Raw genomic sequence first — 13,447 nt, forward strand, 5'->3', positions numbered from 1 at the left:
CGCGCTCGCAACAGGCGTTCTCGGACGCTTAGGCTTCCCGGTGAGCACCCACCGATTCGAAGTCGCTCCCGCCGCGGTCGCCGGCGATCCGCGGGCCGAACGCCTGGTCCGGGAAGCCGCCCGGCTGGGCTACACGCTGCGCCGCGTCCGGACCGCGAAGGTCTACCTCTTAGAGGGCGAGCTGTCCGAGGACCAGCGGCTCGCCATCGGCGAGGGCCTGCTCGTCCACCCCGTGACCGAGCGGCTGGAAGACGGCGCGGCGCCGGAGGGCGGCGTCACGCTGGAGGTCCACCCGCTCCCGGGCGTCATGGATCCGGCGGCCCAGTCCGTCCGAGAAGCCGTGGCCGAGCTCCTGGGCGTCGACGTCGGGGTGTCCACCGGGATGCGCTACGACCTGGAGGGCGTCGATGCCGAGGCCGGCCGCGCCATCGCCGACAGGCTGCTCTACAACCCGGTGGTGCACGGGCTGCACGCCGGGCGGTTCCACCCCGAGAGCCTGCCGCGCGGCACCCCCTACGAGCTGCGGCCCGTCAGCGTCGAGCTGCGCGGCCTGGATGACGCCGGCCTCGAACGCCTCAGCCGCGAGGGCCACCTCTTCCTGAGCCTGGGCGAGATGCGCGCCATCCAGCGCCGCTACGAGTCGCTCGGCCGCGAGCCCACGGACATCGAGCTCGAGACGCTCGCCCAGACGTGGTCCGAGCACTGCGTGCACAAGACGCTCAAGAGCGACTACCGCTACGCCGGGCCCGCGGACGACACGATCGACTGGTCGAACCGCCCCGGCGTGACCCGGAACGCCGACGGCAGCGTCACCATCGAGAACCTGCTCAAGAACACCGTCGCCGCCGCCACCTACGAGCTGATCGAGGGCGGCCTGGATTGGACGCTCTCGGTCTTCCACGACAACTCGGGCGTCATCGCCTTCGACGCCGACTACGGCGTGTGCGTCAAGGTCGAGACGCACAACCACCCCAGCGCCATCGAGCCCTACGGCGGGGCGGCGACCGGCATCGGCGGGTGCATCCGCGACATCATCGGCACCGGGCTGGCCGCCAAGCCCATCGCGAACACGGACGTGTTCTGCGTGGCCCCGCCGGATCTGTCCGACGTGCCTCCCGGCTGCATCCACCCGAGGCGCACGCTCCAGGAAGTCGTCCGCGGCGTCCGCGACTACGGCAACCGCATGGGCATCCCCACGCTGAACGGCGCGGTGGACTTCGACGAGCGCTACGTCGGCAACCCGCTGGTCTTCGCCGGCTGCGTCGGCCTCATCCCACGCGATAAGGTCGACGGAAAGCCCAAGCCCGGCGACCGCATCATCGCGCTCGGCGGGCGCACCGGCCGCGATGGCATCCACGGCGCGACGTTCTCGAGCGCCGAGCTGACCGATACGCACGCCGACGAGTTCAGCCACGCCGTCCAGATCGGCAACCCCATCGAGGAGAAGAAGGTCCTCGATGCGATCCTGCGGGCCCGCGATGCTGGCAGCACGCCGCTGTTCAGCGCCATCACCGATTGCGGCGCCGGCGGATTTAGCAGCGCGATCGGCGAGATGGGCGAGGAGCTCGGGGCCGAGGTCCACCTCGACCGAGCGCCACTCAAGTACGCCGGCCTGAGCTACACCGAGATCTGGATCAGCGAGGCCCAGGAGCGGATGGTGCTCTCGGTGCCCGAGGACAGCGTGGCGGCGCTCCAGCAGATCTGCGACGAGGAGGGCGTCGAGCTAGCCGACCTGGGCCGCTTCGGCACGCTCGACCGCGAATTGGTGCTGCGCTACGACGGCCACGAGGTCGGGCGGCTGCCCATGGACTTCGTGCACGGCGGCATCCCCCGCGAGACGCTCGAGGCCAGCTGGCATCCGGCGCAGGCCGCGTTGCCTTCGATCGAGGTCATGCCGGCTCAGGCTCCTTCGGGCGAGGGCGGCATCCGTGAGACGCTGCTCGCGCTGCTGGCGCACCCGTCCGTTGCCAGCAAGCACTGGCTCATCCGCCAGTACGACCACGAGGTGCAGGGCAACACGGTGCTCAAGCCGCTGGTCGGGCCGCCCGCGGGCGACGGTGCCAGCCGCGGGCCGGGCGATGCCGCGGTGATCGAACCGGTGCCGGGCTCGGGCAGGGGCCTCGCCATCGCCTGCGGCCTGCAGACCCGCGTGGGCGATCCCGCCCGCGGAGGCGACCCCTACCAGATGGCCCTCGCCGCCATCGACGAGTGCGTCCGCAATCTTGTCTGCGTGGGCGCGAACCCCGGCCGCATCGCCATCCTCGACAACTTCTGCTGGCCGGGCGTGAAGGACGCCGACAGCCTGGGCAACCTCGTGCGGGCGGCCGTCGGCTGCTACGACGGCGCGAAGGCCTACCGCACGCCGTTCGTCAGCGGCAAGGACTCGCTCAACAACCAGTTCCGCCTGGACGATGGCACGGTCATCCGCATCCCGCCGACGCTGCTGATCACGGGCGTGGGCATCGTGGACGATATCACGACGTGCGTGACGATGGACGCGAAGCGGGCGGGGAACGAGATCGTGCTGGTCGATGCGTCCGAAGCATGGACCGAGCGCGGACCGGCGGCCGCGGATGCGGTTGCTCGGGCGATCCGTGCCGGCCAGGTGCGTTCGGCGCACGACGTGAGCGACGGCGGCGTGCTGTGCGCACTCGCCGAGATGCTGATCGCCGGGAGCACGCCCAGAGCACCGATCGGCGCTCGCGTCGAATCTCTCGACGACCCCTTCGGTGAGGCTCAAGCGCGTTACCTGCTCGAGATCGAACCGGGCGTAGATGTCGCACCCCATCTCGGGGACGTGCCCCATCGGCGGATTGCAGCCCTGGATGGAATGGGAGTGCTCGGCGTCGGGGGCGTCACGATCCCCGTCGAAGACCTCGCCGCCGCGTGGCGGGGCACGCTCGATTGGTAGAGAGCAAATCCGCACGACCGCCCTTCGGCGATCGCGCGCTCCGTCGGAGTCGCGTGCGCGAGCACGCGGGCTCTTAGAACACCATCGGCGGGCCGCCCCGCTCGCTGGGCAGCAGCCCGCCCTCGGCCAGCCGCCGCTCGCTGGCACTGAACTCGTGCAGCGGGCGGACGACCCCGAGCCGGGCGTTGGCCCTCGCCAGCGCGGCTTTGAACAGGCGGAGCAGCCCGACGAAGCGAGCGAGCCGCAGCATCGCCCGCAGCGCCGCCAGCCCCGAGACGACCTGGACCATCTGGAGCAGGGCCTCGATGGTGAGATGGAATGAACTATCCGCAACGCGAACCAAGCCGGTGGGCAGCATGATGCCCCTCCTTCGTGCTGGCCGGCCGGGCGAGGGACGCACCGCGCGCCGCATCGCCCCGCCGGGGTGTGGTCATGGGTGCCGACGCGGCGACGCACGCGCGAGCGGTGCGGCGGGCGGCGGCGGATCAGCGCGAGATCAACGCAACAGCGGCGCGATCACGCACGATGGGGGATGTGGTGCGGGGTGGCCGGTCGACGGCCCCGGGCGTCCGGTCCGCTAGCCCTGGTACGGGCCGGCGTGCGTCCGGTCGATCCCGACGCCGGAGCCGGCATCCACCGGCGTGCGCAGGACGAGGGCCGAGAGACCGAGCACCTGGATGGTGTTGATGGTCGTGATCATCGGACGCCTCCTCTTCTGGCCGGGGTCCCGCGTGGAGCAGGCCGGCCGGACCGGATCGCGAGAGCGGATACGGTACCCCGAATGCCGACGGGGTCAACCCCTATCGGCCGGTCGGACCCGCTGGATTCACGGAACGGCAACACGCCGGCCCGGTCACGCGGGCACCGCAGGAATCGAGAGCGAGGCTCACCGCAGCCCGTACTCCTTGAGCTTGCGGTAGAGGGTCCGCTCGCCGATGCCCAGGAGGCGGGCGGCCTGCTCGCGGTTGCCGCCGGTGAGGCGGAGCGTCTCGCGGATGGCCCGCTTCTCGATCTGCTCGAGGCTGGTGCCCGCCAGCGTGCCGGCGGCGGCGCCCGCCTCGCCCGCGTCGGCGTCGTCGCCCGCGCGGACCTCGGCGGGGATGTGGCGGACCTCGAGGCGTGCCGCCTGGTCGCCCTCGGCCTCGCCCACGCCCATCACCACCATGTTCTGCACGACGTTGAGCAACTGGCGGACGTTGCCCGGCCAGTGGTATGCGGTGAGCCGCATGAGCGCGGCGTCGGTGACCTCGGGCGTGGCCTGCTTCATCTCGTCGGCGAAGCGGGCGGCGGCGTGCTGCACGATGCGGGGGATGTCCTCGCGGCGCTCCCGCAGCGGCGGCACGTGCACGTGCGCGCCGTTGATGCGGAAGTACAGGTCCTCGCGGAACGTGCCCTGGGCGATCATCGCCTGTAGGTCTCGGTTGGTGGCGCTCACGAAGCGGACGTCGGTCTGGCGGGGGTCGTTGCTGCCCAGGCGGACGACGTCGCCGGTCTCGAGCACCCGCAGCAGCTTGGCCTGCATGCTCATGGGCATGTCGCCGATTTCGTCGAGGAAGAGCGTGCCCCCGCTGGCGTACTCGAACACGCCCTCGCGGTCCTTCTCGGCCCCGGTGAACGCGCCGCGGATGTGGCCGAAGAGCTGGTCCTCGATCAGGCTCTCGCTCTGGCCCGCGCAGTTGAAGGCGACGTATCGCTTGTTCGCCCTCGGGCTGTTGCGGTGCACGGCCTGGGCGATGAGCTCCTTGCCCGTGCCGCTCTCGCCGGTGATGAGCACGGCGATGGTGCTGGGCGCGACCGTCTTGACGGTCTTGAGGATCCGCCGCATGGGCTCGCTGCCCGCGATGATGCCCTCGAAGCCGTCGTGCTGCACCAGGTCGGTCAGCTCGCCCGATTCGTGTCGCAGCAGCACCGCCTCGGCGGCGCGGTTGATGAGGCTGCGGAAGACCCCCAGGTCCAGCGGCTTCTCGATGAAGTCGTACGCGCCGTCCTTGAAGGCGCGGCGGGCGGTCGAGACGTCGCCGTGGGCCGTCACCATCACCGTCTCGGCATCGGGCTGCAGCCGGCGGGCGGCGGCGAGCACGAGCAGGCCCGCGTTGCCGCCCTCGGCGTCGACCGTCGCGCCGTCGAGCGTCGCCACGCCCGCGGAGGTGGGCATCCGCAGATCGGTGACGATCACGTCGAAGGCGCCCCCCCGCAGCTCGTCCATGGCCTCGGCCACGCCGCCCACGATGGTACAGACGTGGCCCGGCTTGCGCAGCGCATCGGCCATGACGTCGGCGTGGTCGGGCTCGTCCTCGACGAGGAGCACCTGGGCGGCGAGCTTGCGGTCGGTGGGTTCGGCGATGGCCATCGCGTGCAGTTTACGAGAGCGCCGCGGCGCCGGGCGACGCCGCCCGCGCCAGCCCGCCCGCGGCGATGGCGATGGCGTCGGCGACGTCGGCCGGCGAGGGTGGCTCGGCCAGCCCGTACCGGGCCTGCACCGCCAGCCGCATCTGGTCCTTGCTCGCCCGCCCGAATCCGGTCATCGATCGCTTGACGGCCGCCGGCGGCAGCTCGAGCACCGCGAGCCCGGCCCGCTTGGCGGCCAGCAGGATGACCCCCCGGGCGTGGCCCATCGCGATGGCCGACCGCGGGAAGCGCTCGTGCACGAAGACCGACTCGACGCAGGCCAGCCCGGGCTGCACCCGCTCGATCAGCTCGCACAGGTCCCGCTCGAGTTCGACGAGCCGCCGGGCCAGGCCGTCGGGGGAGGCGTCGCCCCGCGTGAGGCGGAAGACGCCCGCCTCGACTAGCCGCTCGCCCCCGCCGTGCTCGTCCACGCAGGCGTAGCCGGTCAGCCGCAAGCCGGGATCGATGCCGAGCACGCGCACGCTCATCGGGAGTGGTTGTCGGCACGATCGCCCGGATCGCGGGAGTAGTGCTTCTGCCAGTGGATCAACGCCTTGGCCATGCAGTCGCACTCGAGGTTGACGAGCCCCCCCGCGTTCAGCCGGCCCAGGTTGGTCCGCTCGAGCGTCTCGGGGATGAGCGCGATCTCGAACCAGCCCTCCGCGGGCGACAGTTCGGCCACCGTCAGCGACACGCCGTCCACCGCGATCGAGCCGCGGGGCACGACGAACTCCATGAGCGGCGCCGGCGGGCGGATCCGCGCCCGCCACTCGCCATCGGTGCGGACGCGGACGATCTCGCCGACGCCGTCGACGTGGCCCTGCACGATGTGGCCGCCCAGCAGCGTCCGCGGCGTGCAGGATCGCTCCAGGTGCAGGTGATCGCCCGCGGCCAGGCCGCCCAGCGTGGTGTTGGCCAGCGTCTGGGGGACGGCGTCGAAGGCCAGGGCGTTGCCGTCGTGCTCGACCAGCGTGAGGCAGCAGCCGTTGATGGCGATCGACTCGCCGCGCTGCGGCGGCGGATCGGCCAGCAGGCCCGGGGCCTCGATCGAGAGCCGGCGGCCGGCGTCGATGGACGTGGCCGACAGCAGCCGCCCGGTGTGCCAGATCAGCCCCGTGAACACGCCGTCCCTCCCGCGGCCGGGCGGCCGCCGCCTCGCCTTGACCCCCTGCGGCGGGCGTCGGATACTGTGGCTTCCGCGGCCGAACCGCGGCGGAACGCGCGGCGCGTTCCGACCAGCAACCGTACGGGCCGCGACCCGCCCTGGGAGCCATCCACGCATGCGTACTCGAAACGAATCTCGTCGTGCCCGGGCAGCGGCCGGCGTCGGCGCGGCGTGCCTGCTGGCGGCCGGCGTGCTCGCGGCCGGCTGCGCGAGCACCGGCGTGGTCTCGCCCGGCGCCCAGAGCGATTCGCTGCGGGTCGAGGCCGACGACCTGCGCACGCTGGGCTACGCCCGGGGCTGGCAGGGCTACCCCATCGTGACCCGCGGCCGCGACGTCGAGCACGCCCTCGTTGCCGACGACGTTGTGCTGGTGCTCGAGGGCGGCTCCACGCTGAGCTGCCTCGACGTCGAGGACCGCGGCCGCCTCCGCTGGTCCCGCCAGCTCGATACCGCGACGACGCCGTTCTTCGGCATCGCCCGCGAGGGCAACCTCGTGTACGCCAACTCGTCGGCCGAGCTGTTCGTGGTCGATCTGCTCACGGGCGACCTCGTCTCGCGGCAGGCGTTGTCCCGCCAGGTCAGCACCGGGCCGGTCCGCGTGAACGGGCAGCTCATCTTCGGGTGCGGCGACGGCCAGATCCTCTCGTGGCTGCCCTCGGGCGGCTTCGACGGCATCCCGCTGTGGGACAACAAGATCGACGGGCCCGTCCGCAGCCAGCCCGTGCTGCTCGACGCCGGCTTCGTCGGCATCGTTTCCGAGACCGGCAACGTCATGTTCCTCGATCCACAGACCGGCAGCCGCGTCCGAGAGGCCGGCGGCGGCGCCCGCTTCAACGCGCTCTTCGGCGGGCCGGGGGCCCAGCCCGACGGCGGCGACCGCTACCTCGTCGTCGCCAGCGAGGACCAGTCGCTGTGGGCCTTCGATGCCGGACGCAGCCAGCACCTCTGGCGGGTGCCCACCGAGGCGCCGCTGTCGCGTCGGCCGATCGTCCACCAGGGCATCGTCTACGCCGACCTGGGCGAGACGGGCTTCCACGCCCTCGACCTGCGGACGGGCGATGTGCTCTGGCAGGCCGAGGACGTCTCGGGCGAGCTGGTCGCCGTCCGCGACGACCTGCTGATCGTGTTCGACGCCGAGGCGGAGGCCATCGCCCAGGTCGACCTGTTCACGGGAGATGTGTTCGCCCGCATCGACGTGCCGGGCGTCGTCCGCATCGATGCCGAGGGCGTGGTCGATCGGCCCATCTACATGGTGACCGATCGCGGCCTGGTCGCCCAGTTCACGCCCGACGCCTGATCCTCCGCGTGCCCGACGCCGTCCGCCCGATCCGCCGCGCCCTGCTGTCGGTCAGCGACAAGGCGGGCATCGTCGAGCTTGCGCGCACGCTGGCGGCCCGCGGCGCCGAGATCGTCTCCACCGGCGGCACCGCACGGGCGCTGCGGGACGCGGGGCTCACCATCCGCGAGGTGGCCGACCTCACGGGCCTGCCCGAGATGTTTAGCGGCCGCGTCAAGACGCTGCACCCCGCGGTGCACGGCGGCATCCTCGCCGTCCAGGAAGACGCGGAGCACCAGGCGGCGATGGATGCGCACGGCATCGGTCCCATCGATCTGGTGTGCGTCAACTTGTACCCCTTCGAGCAGACCGTGTCGAAGCCCGGCGTCTCGCGGGCCGAGGCGATCGAGCAGATCGACATCGGCGGGCCCGCGATGATCCGGTCGGCGGCGAAGAACCACGATCGCGTCGCGGTGCTCACCAGCCCCGAGCAGTACGGGCTTGTGGCGCAGGAGGTCGAAGCCCACGGCGGGACCACCAGGACGCTCCGGGAATCGCTCGCGACCGCAGCCTTTGCGCGCACCAGCGCGTACGACGCCGCCATCGCGGCGCACCTCGGCGGCGATGACGATTTTCCACCCGTGCTCGCGCCCCGCTTCGAGCGCATGGCCGAGCTGCGCTACGGCGAGAATCCCCACCAGCGGGCGGCGGTCTACCGCGACCCCAGCCACACCGGCCCCACCGTGGTGGGCGTCGAGCCGCTGCACGGCAAGCCGCTGAGCTACAACAACGTGGCCGACGCGTCGGCGGCGCTGGAGCTCGTCCGCTCGATGGCGCACGCCAGCGGCCGGGTGGCGGCGGCGGTCGTCAAGCACGCCAACCCGTGCGGGGCGGCGGCGGGCGGGATGCCCGAGGCCGTCGATCGGGCGCTGCTCGGCGATCCCGTCGCGGCCTTCGGCGGCATCGTTGCGTGCAGCCACGAGATCGACGAGCCGACGGCCGAGCGGCTGAGCGCCGACGGGCTGTTCCTCGAGGTCATCGCGGCGGCGGGCTTCACGATGGCCGCGCTCGAGCGGCTGCGGGCGCGGTGGAAGAACACCCGGCTGCTGGCGGTCGGCGAGGTTGCCAAGCCCACGCCCGGGCGCACGCTTCGGACCGTGCCGGGCGGCGCCCTCGTGCAGCAAGCCGACGTGCTCAGGCCCGGCGGCGACTGGACGCACGCCGCCGGCCCGCCGCTGACGCGCGACGCCGAGCGCGACGCTCGCACGCTGGTGTGCGTCGCGCGTGCGCTGACGAGCAACGCCGTGGCCATCGGGGGGCGGACCGACGGCGGCGTCGCGCTCTTCGGCGCGGGCGCGGGCCAGATGGATCGGCTGACGAGCTGCCGGCTCGCCGCCGACAAGGCGGGCGATCGCGCCCGCGGCGGCATGGCCGCCAGCGACGGCTTCTTCCCCTTCCCCGATGGTCCGGAAATCCTCATCGACGCCGGCGTCACGGCCATCGTCCAGCCCGGCGGATCCAGGCGGGACGGCGAGACCATCGAGCTGTGCGAGGACCGCGGCGTCACGCTCGTGATGACCGGCATGCGGCACTTTCGCCACTAGAGCGATCTTGGGCAGCCCGTGGCGGCCTCGGGCCGCGACGCTCGCTCTCGAACGGCCTTGGGATCCCCCAGGGTTGTGCGGATCGCGCGAAACTGGCGCTGTCGCCGTTGAATCGCGGGCGAAACCGGCCGAAAATCCGTGGCGGAAAGCGAAATCACGGATGCGTACGGCGAGGACCCCACAACGCAGGTACAGCAGCGGGCGACCAGCCGTCCGCACCATGAGGGCGTGCACGCTCGACGTGCCCGTCCTGCTGCTGAACCGCAGCTACGCCGCCCTCCGGGTCATCTCCGCCCGGAGGGCGTTCACGCTTCTGTGCAAGGAGCTGGCCGAGGTCGTGCACGTCGAGGGCGCGGGCTTCTCGAGCCACGACTTCGCCTCGTGGGTCGAACTCTCCGAACTGCAGCGGCAGATCGAGCCCGAGGCGCACGACTGGGTCCGCACCGTGCGGCTGTCGATCGCGGTGCCGCGGGTCATCCGGCTGCTCGAGTACGACCGGCTACCGCGCATGGAGGTCCGGCTCAGCCGCCGCACGGTGTTCGAGCGGGACAACCACCAGTGCCAGTACTGCTCGCGGTACTTCCGCACGTCGGACCTGTCGGTGGACCATGTGCTGCCCCGTGCGCGGGGCGGGGGCGATAGCTGGGAGAACCTGGTGACGGCGTGCATCCGCTGCAACGCCGCCAAGGGCGATCGCACGCCGTCGGAGGCGGGCATGCCGCTGATCAAGAAGCCCCGCCGGCCCGCGCCGGGCGGCGTGCTGGCGGGTCGCCGCGGCGCGCCACGCTACAGCGCCTGGGCGGCGTTTCTGCCCCAGGTGCGCTGACGCCGCGGCGCGACGAAGCGAGGCCGGGATTCCTGGTTCTGCGTGGCTCAGGTCGAGGCGGCGCCGGTCGCGCTGCCCGAGGCCTGGTCGGCGAAGGCGGCCAGCTCGAAGTCCTTGGTGGTGATGCCGCCCGCGTCGTGCGTGGACACGGTCAGCGTGACCTTCGAATAGCGGATGAGGATGTCGGGGTGGTGCTGGGTGCGCTCGGCTTCCTCGGCGATCTCGTTGACGAACCGCATGGAGGCCCGGAAGTCGGCGAACTCGAAGGTCCGCTGGATCTCGCCGCTGATCTCGGTCCACTCGGGGTGGCCCGAGAGGCGGTCCTGGACTTCGGTCTCGGAGAGCTTGTCCATCCTGTGTGGCTCCAATCCTCGGCTCGGCGGACGGGATCCTCCCCGCCCGGATACAACGGTAGCCGCCGGTCCGCCATGGTCGCCCGGGCTCCGAACACGGCCCGAGCGCGGCAGCCCCGGCGCTCGAGTGCGCCGATTGAACACAGCATGATGCAGCAGGACGCCAACAACCAGCCCTTGCGCGAGGCCACCCGGCTCGCGCCCTCGCCCACCGGGGCGCTGCACCTGGGCAACGCCCGCACCTTCGTGGTCAACTGGATCCTGGCGCGGCGGCGCGACTGGCGGGTGGTCCTGCGGATCGAGGACCTCGACGGACCCCGCGTCAAGCCCGAGGCCATCGGCCAGACCATCGAGGTGCTGGAGTGGCTGGGCCTGGACTGGGACGAGGGGCCGATCCTCCAGAGCGAGGACCGCGAGCGGCACATGGGGGCCGTCGCCGAGCTAGCAGCACGGGGCCTGGCCTACCCGTGCGCGCTGACGCGGACCGAGATCGAGGCGGCGGCGTCGGCCCCGCACCTGGGCGGCGCGCCGGCGTCCCCGCCGATGCGGCCCGTGGACCTCAGGCCGGCGGCCTTCCGCGATGCCGGCACCAACTGGCGGTTCGTGATGCCCGACCGCGAGGTCCAGATCGACGACGCCTGCGCGGCACGGAGCGTGCATCGGCCCCTCGACGACGCGGGCGACGTCGTCATATGGACCAAGCGCGGCATGGCGGCGTACCACCTGGCCGTCGTCGCGGACGACCACGCCCAGGGCATCACGCACGTCGTTCGCGGCGACGACCTGCTGCCCTCGGCCGCGGTGCAGAGGTGCCTGTACGACGCGCTGGGGATCGGGCCCCTCCCCGCGTACGCCCACCTGCCGCTGGTGGTGGGGCCCGACGGCCGCCGGCTCGCCAAGCGGCACGGCGACAGCCGCCTGGTCCGCTACCGCGACGCCGGCGTGCCACCCGAGCGGATCCTGGGACTGCTGGCGTCGTGGAGCGTGCCGGACCCGGACCCAGGCCCGGCCCGCGAACCGCTGGACCTCGAGGCGTTCGCGGCCCGCTTCGACCTCGATACGATGCCGAGGGACCCCGCCCGATTCACGCCGGAGGACGACGCATGGCTTCTCGGACGCTCCTGATCGCGGTGCTGCTGGCCGGCCTCGCGGGCCTGCTCGCCGCCTGCACGCCCACCGATGCGGTCGCCAACGACGTGGAGACCGTGCGGATCAAGGGCGAGGTCTTCTTCCTGGAGATCGCCGCCGACGATCCGACGCGGGTCCGCGGGCTGTCGGGACGGGAGTTGATCGAGGAGGACGGCGGCATGCTGTTCGTCTTCCCCAGGCCCCGGCCGCTCAGCTTCGTGATGCGGGACTGCCTGGTGCCGATCGACATCGCCTTCCTCGACCAGTTCGGGACCGTGACGGCGACGCACGAGATGCCCATCCAGCCCAGGAACGAGGGCGAGAGCGACGCCGAGTACGAGAGGCGGCTGACGCAGTACTCCAGCCGGGCGGCCGCCCTCTTTGCCATCGAGCTGAGGTCCGGAAAGCTGGCCGAATTGGGCGTGGAGCCGGGCGATCGCATCGAGCTGGACGCGGAGCGGCTGCAGCGGATGGCCCGCTAGGTCGATACCTCCGGGGGGCCGCTGCGGGCCCGTCCGGAGGAGGTCCGCCCGGTGTCGACGGCTTCGATCACGCTCGCGGCGAGCGATGGCGCGCAGGACCGTGCAGACGCGCTGTGGGCGGCCATCACGCGGACCTGGGGCCCGGACGCCCCCGAGCCCAGGCGGATGGACGCCGCCGACCTGGCCGACGCGCTCCTGGACGACGAGGCCGACGCCCCCCCGGGCGGCATCGCGCTGGTCGTACTCGACGAGCACGCCCCGCGGGCCACGGTGGTCGCGCTGGCGCACATGCTCCGCGATGCGCTCATCGCCGGGTACGTGCAGCTGCCAGCGCTCGACGCCGACCTGCGGCGAGAGGTCTCGGGCGGCGGTCTGCTGGCGATCGACCGCGACGCGGCGGCGGCCGAGATCGCCGAGGGGCTGCGGGCGCTGGCGTCGAGGCAGGAGGCCGTGGGCATGCTGCAGCGGGAGCTGCGGATCCTCAGCAGCTTCCAGGGTGGCGCCAAGCAGGAGATGGATCGGCTGCACGAGGAGCTGAACCTGGCGGCGGCCATCCAGCAGGAGCTGCTGCCCGCCCAGCTGCCGCAGCCCGAGGGGCTGGAGTGCGGGGCGCTGTTCCGGCCGGCCAGCTACGTGAGCGGCGACATCTACGACGTCACGCAGATCGACGACGACCGCCTGGCGTTCTTCGTGGCCGACGCGGTAGGCCACGGCGTGCCCGCGGCGCTGCTGACGATGGTGATCTCGCGCAGCCTGCGCTCGGGGGCGGCCACGCGCTCGCCCGCCGAGGCGATCACCGCGCTCAACGCCGACCTCGTGCGCGCCCAGCGGGGCCGCTCGCGCTTCGCGACCGCGGTGTGCGGCACCATCGACGTCCGCAGCCGCGAGGTAACGCTGTGCACCGCGGGCCATCCGCCGGCGCTGCTCTTCGGCGAGCACGGCATGACACCCATCGAGAGCGGCGGGGCGCTGCTGGGCGTCTTCGAGGGCGAGCCCTACGAGCAGACCAGCTTCACGCTCGAGCGGGGCCAGACGCTCGTGCTGTACAGCGATGGCTTCGAGATGGCCTTCCCCGACGGCGGCGAGGCGGCGGCCTCGGACGTGTACCTCCGCGAGTTCGCGGCGCTGCCGTGGTCCGGCCAGGACCGGCAGGGCACCACCGACGCGGCGCTGCAGAAGCTCGCCGAGCGCGTCGACTGCCAGGCGGGCTCGCTGCACCAGCGGGACGACCTGACGGTGCTGGCGATCGCGGCGCAGCCCGAGTCCGGCGCGGGCCGGCGGGCGGCGTAGCCCGCGCCGATCTCTCAATTCTCC

13 protein-coding genes are annotated in these 13,447 nt (G+C 72.4%); 7 read left to right on the forward strand and 6 right to left on the reverse strand.

The genetic code is table 11. From position 1 onward, the window contains the following. Positions 1 to 40 precede the first annotated feature (40 nt). On the forward strand, positions 41 to 2,911 hold the full coding sequence (locus AAFX79_09780; protein ID MEO1008848.1) for a phosphoribosylformylglycinamidine synthase subunit PurS: 2,871 nt from the start codon (positions 41 to 43) through the stop codon (positions 2,909 to 2,911). A 73-nt stretch (positions 2,912 to 2,984) separates the two neighbouring features. On the opposite strand, the gene AAFX79_09785 is transcribed toward AAFX79_09780, so the two are convergent. The 5 genes from AAFX79_09785 to AAFX79_09805 all read right to left on the reverse strand — a co-directional run bounded on the left by AAFX79_09785 (position 2,985) and on the right by AAFX79_09805 (position 6,422). After that, positions 2,985 to 3,269 (reverse strand): hypothetical protein, encoded by a 285-nt coding sequence (locus tag AAFX79_09785; GenBank protein ID MEO1008849.1) that lies wholly within the window; start codon positions 3,267 to 3,269, stop codon positions 2,985 to 2,987. A 219-nt stretch (positions 3,270 to 3,488) separates the two neighbouring features. After that, a complete protein-coding gene (locus AAFX79_09790) occupies positions 3,489 to 3,611 on the reverse strand; it encodes a hypothetical protein (GenBank protein ID MEO1008850.1) in 123 nt (40 codons plus the stop codon). A gap of 186 nt (positions 3,612 to 3,797) precedes the next feature. After that, positions 3,798 to 5,261, reverse strand: a complete 1,464-nt coding sequence (locus AAFX79_09795) for a sigma-54 dependent transcriptional regulator (GenBank protein ID MEO1008851.1) — start codon at positions 5,259 to 5,261, stop codon at positions 3,798 to 3,800. 10 nt (positions 5,262 to 5,271) lie between these two features. After that, positions 5,272 to 5,787: a crossover junction endodeoxyribonuclease RuvC gene (locus AAFX79_09800; protein MEO1008852.1), complete on the reverse strand. Its 516-nt coding sequence runs from the start codon at positions 5,785 to 5,787 to the stop codon at positions 5,272 to 5,274. Then, entirely contained in the window at positions 5,784 to 6,422 is a 639-nt protein-coding gene (locus AAFX79_09805) for a riboflavin synthase (protein ID MEO1008853.1), read from the reverse strand. Before AAFX79_09805 ends, AAFX79_09800 begins: the two co-directional genes overlap by 4 nt. 157 nt (positions 6,423 to 6,579) lie before the next feature. Between AAFX79_09805 and AAFX79_09810 the strand changes: the two genes are divergently transcribed. The 3 genes from AAFX79_09810 (at position 6,580) to AAFX79_09820 (ending at position 10,170) form a co-directional block, all read left to right on the forward strand. Beyond that, positions 6,580 to 7,761 carry a PQQ-binding-like beta-propeller repeat protein gene (locus AAFX79_09810; protein MEO1008854.1) on the forward strand — a complete coding sequence of 394 codons (1,182 nt, stop codon included), beginning with the start codon at positions 6,580 to 6,582 and terminating at the stop codon, positions 7,759 to 7,761. Positions 7,762 to 7,769: 8 nt separating this feature from the next. After that, entirely contained in the window at positions 7,770 to 9,344 is a 1,575-nt protein-coding gene (purH, locus tag AAFX79_09815) for a bifunctional phosphoribosylaminoimidazolecarboxamide formyltransferase/IMP cyclohydrolase (GenBank protein ID MEO1008855.1), read from the forward strand. A 220-nt stretch (positions 9,345 to 9,564) separates the two neighbouring features. Beyond that, positions 9,565 to 10,170, forward strand: coding sequence for an HNH endonuclease (locus AAFX79_09820; GenBank protein MEO1008856.1), 606 nt, complete (start codon positions 9,565 to 9,567; stop codon positions 10,168 to 10,170). A gap of 47 nt (positions 10,171 to 10,217) precedes the next feature. Here AAFX79_09820 and AAFX79_09825 read toward each other — a convergent pair whose 3' ends face one another. Further along, positions 10,218 to 10,523, reverse strand: coding sequence for a 4a-hydroxytetrahydrobiopterin dehydratase (locus AAFX79_09825; GenBank protein ID MEO1008857.1), 306 nt, complete (start codon positions 10,521 to 10,523; stop codon positions 10,218 to 10,220). A 147-nt stretch (positions 10,524 to 10,670) separates the two neighbouring features. Here AAFX79_09825 and AAFX79_09830 point away from each other — a divergent pair, with 147 nt between their 5' ends. The 3 genes from AAFX79_09830 to AAFX79_09840 are packed head-to-tail and all read left to right on the forward strand — an operon-like array spanning position 10,671 to position 13,423. Then, positions 10,671 to 11,648 (forward strand): glutamate--tRNA ligase family protein, encoded by a 978-nt coding sequence (locus AAFX79_09830; GenBank protein MEO1008858.1) that lies wholly within the window; start codon positions 10,671 to 10,673, stop codon positions 11,646 to 11,648. Continuing rightward, entirely contained in the window at positions 11,627 to 12,133 is a 507-nt protein-coding gene (locus AAFX79_09835) for a DUF192 domain-containing protein (GenBank protein MEO1008859.1), read from the forward strand. Before AAFX79_09830 ends, AAFX79_09835 begins: the two co-directional genes overlap by 22 nt. Before the next feature lie 51 nt (positions 12,134 to 12,184). After that, positions 12,185 to 13,423 (forward strand): PP2C family protein-serine/threonine phosphatase, encoded by a 1,239-nt coding sequence (locus tag AAFX79_09840; protein ID MEO1008860.1) that lies wholly within the window; start codon positions 12,185 to 12,187, stop codon positions 13,421 to 13,423. The last annotated feature ends 24 nt before the right edge of the window (positions 13,424 to 13,447 follow it).

It is taken from the genome of Planctomycetota bacterium, assembly GCA_039819165.1.
Taxonomy (GTDB): domain Bacteria; phylum Planctomycetota; class Phycisphaerae; order Phycisphaerales; family UBA1924; genus JAHCJI01.

Excerpts from the sequence above, each read along its gene's own strand:
- AAFX79_09785 (MEO1008849.1), bottom strand. The coding sequence starts at position 3,269 with ATGCTGCCCACCGGCTTGGTTCGCGTTGCGGATAGTTCATTCCATCTC.
- AAFX79_09790 (MEO1008850.1), bottom strand. The coding sequence starts at position 3,611 with ATGATCACGACCATCAACACCATCCAGGTGCTCGGTCTCTCGGCCCTC.
- AAFX79_09795 (MEO1008851.1), bottom strand. The coding sequence starts at position 5,261 with ATGGCCATCGCCGAACCCACCGACCGCAAGCTCGCCGCCCAGGTGCTC.
- AAFX79_09800 (MEO1008852.1), bottom strand. The coding sequence starts at position 5,787 with ATGAGCGTGCGCGTGCTCGGCATCGATCCCGGCTTGCGGCTGACCGGC.
- AAFX79_09810 (MEO1008854.1), top strand. The coding sequence starts at position 6,580 with ATGCGTACTCGAAACGAATCTCGTCGTGCCCGGGCAGCGGCCGGCGTC.
- AAFX79_09820 (MEO1008856.1), top strand. The coding sequence starts at position 9,565 with ATGAGGGCGTGCACGCTCGACGTGCCCGTCCTGCTGCTGAACCGCAGC.
- AAFX79_09825 (MEO1008857.1), bottom strand. The coding sequence starts at position 10,523 with ATGGACAAGCTCTCCGAGACCGAAGTCCAGGACCGCCTCTCGGGCCAC.
- AAFX79_09830 (MEO1008858.1), top strand. The coding sequence starts at position 10,671 with ATGATGCAGCAGGACGCCAACAACCAGCCCTTGCGCGAGGCCACCCGG.
- AAFX79_09835 (MEO1008859.1), top strand. The coding sequence starts at position 11,627 with ATGGCTTCTCGGACGCTCCTGATCGCGGTGCTGCTGGCCGGCCTCGCG.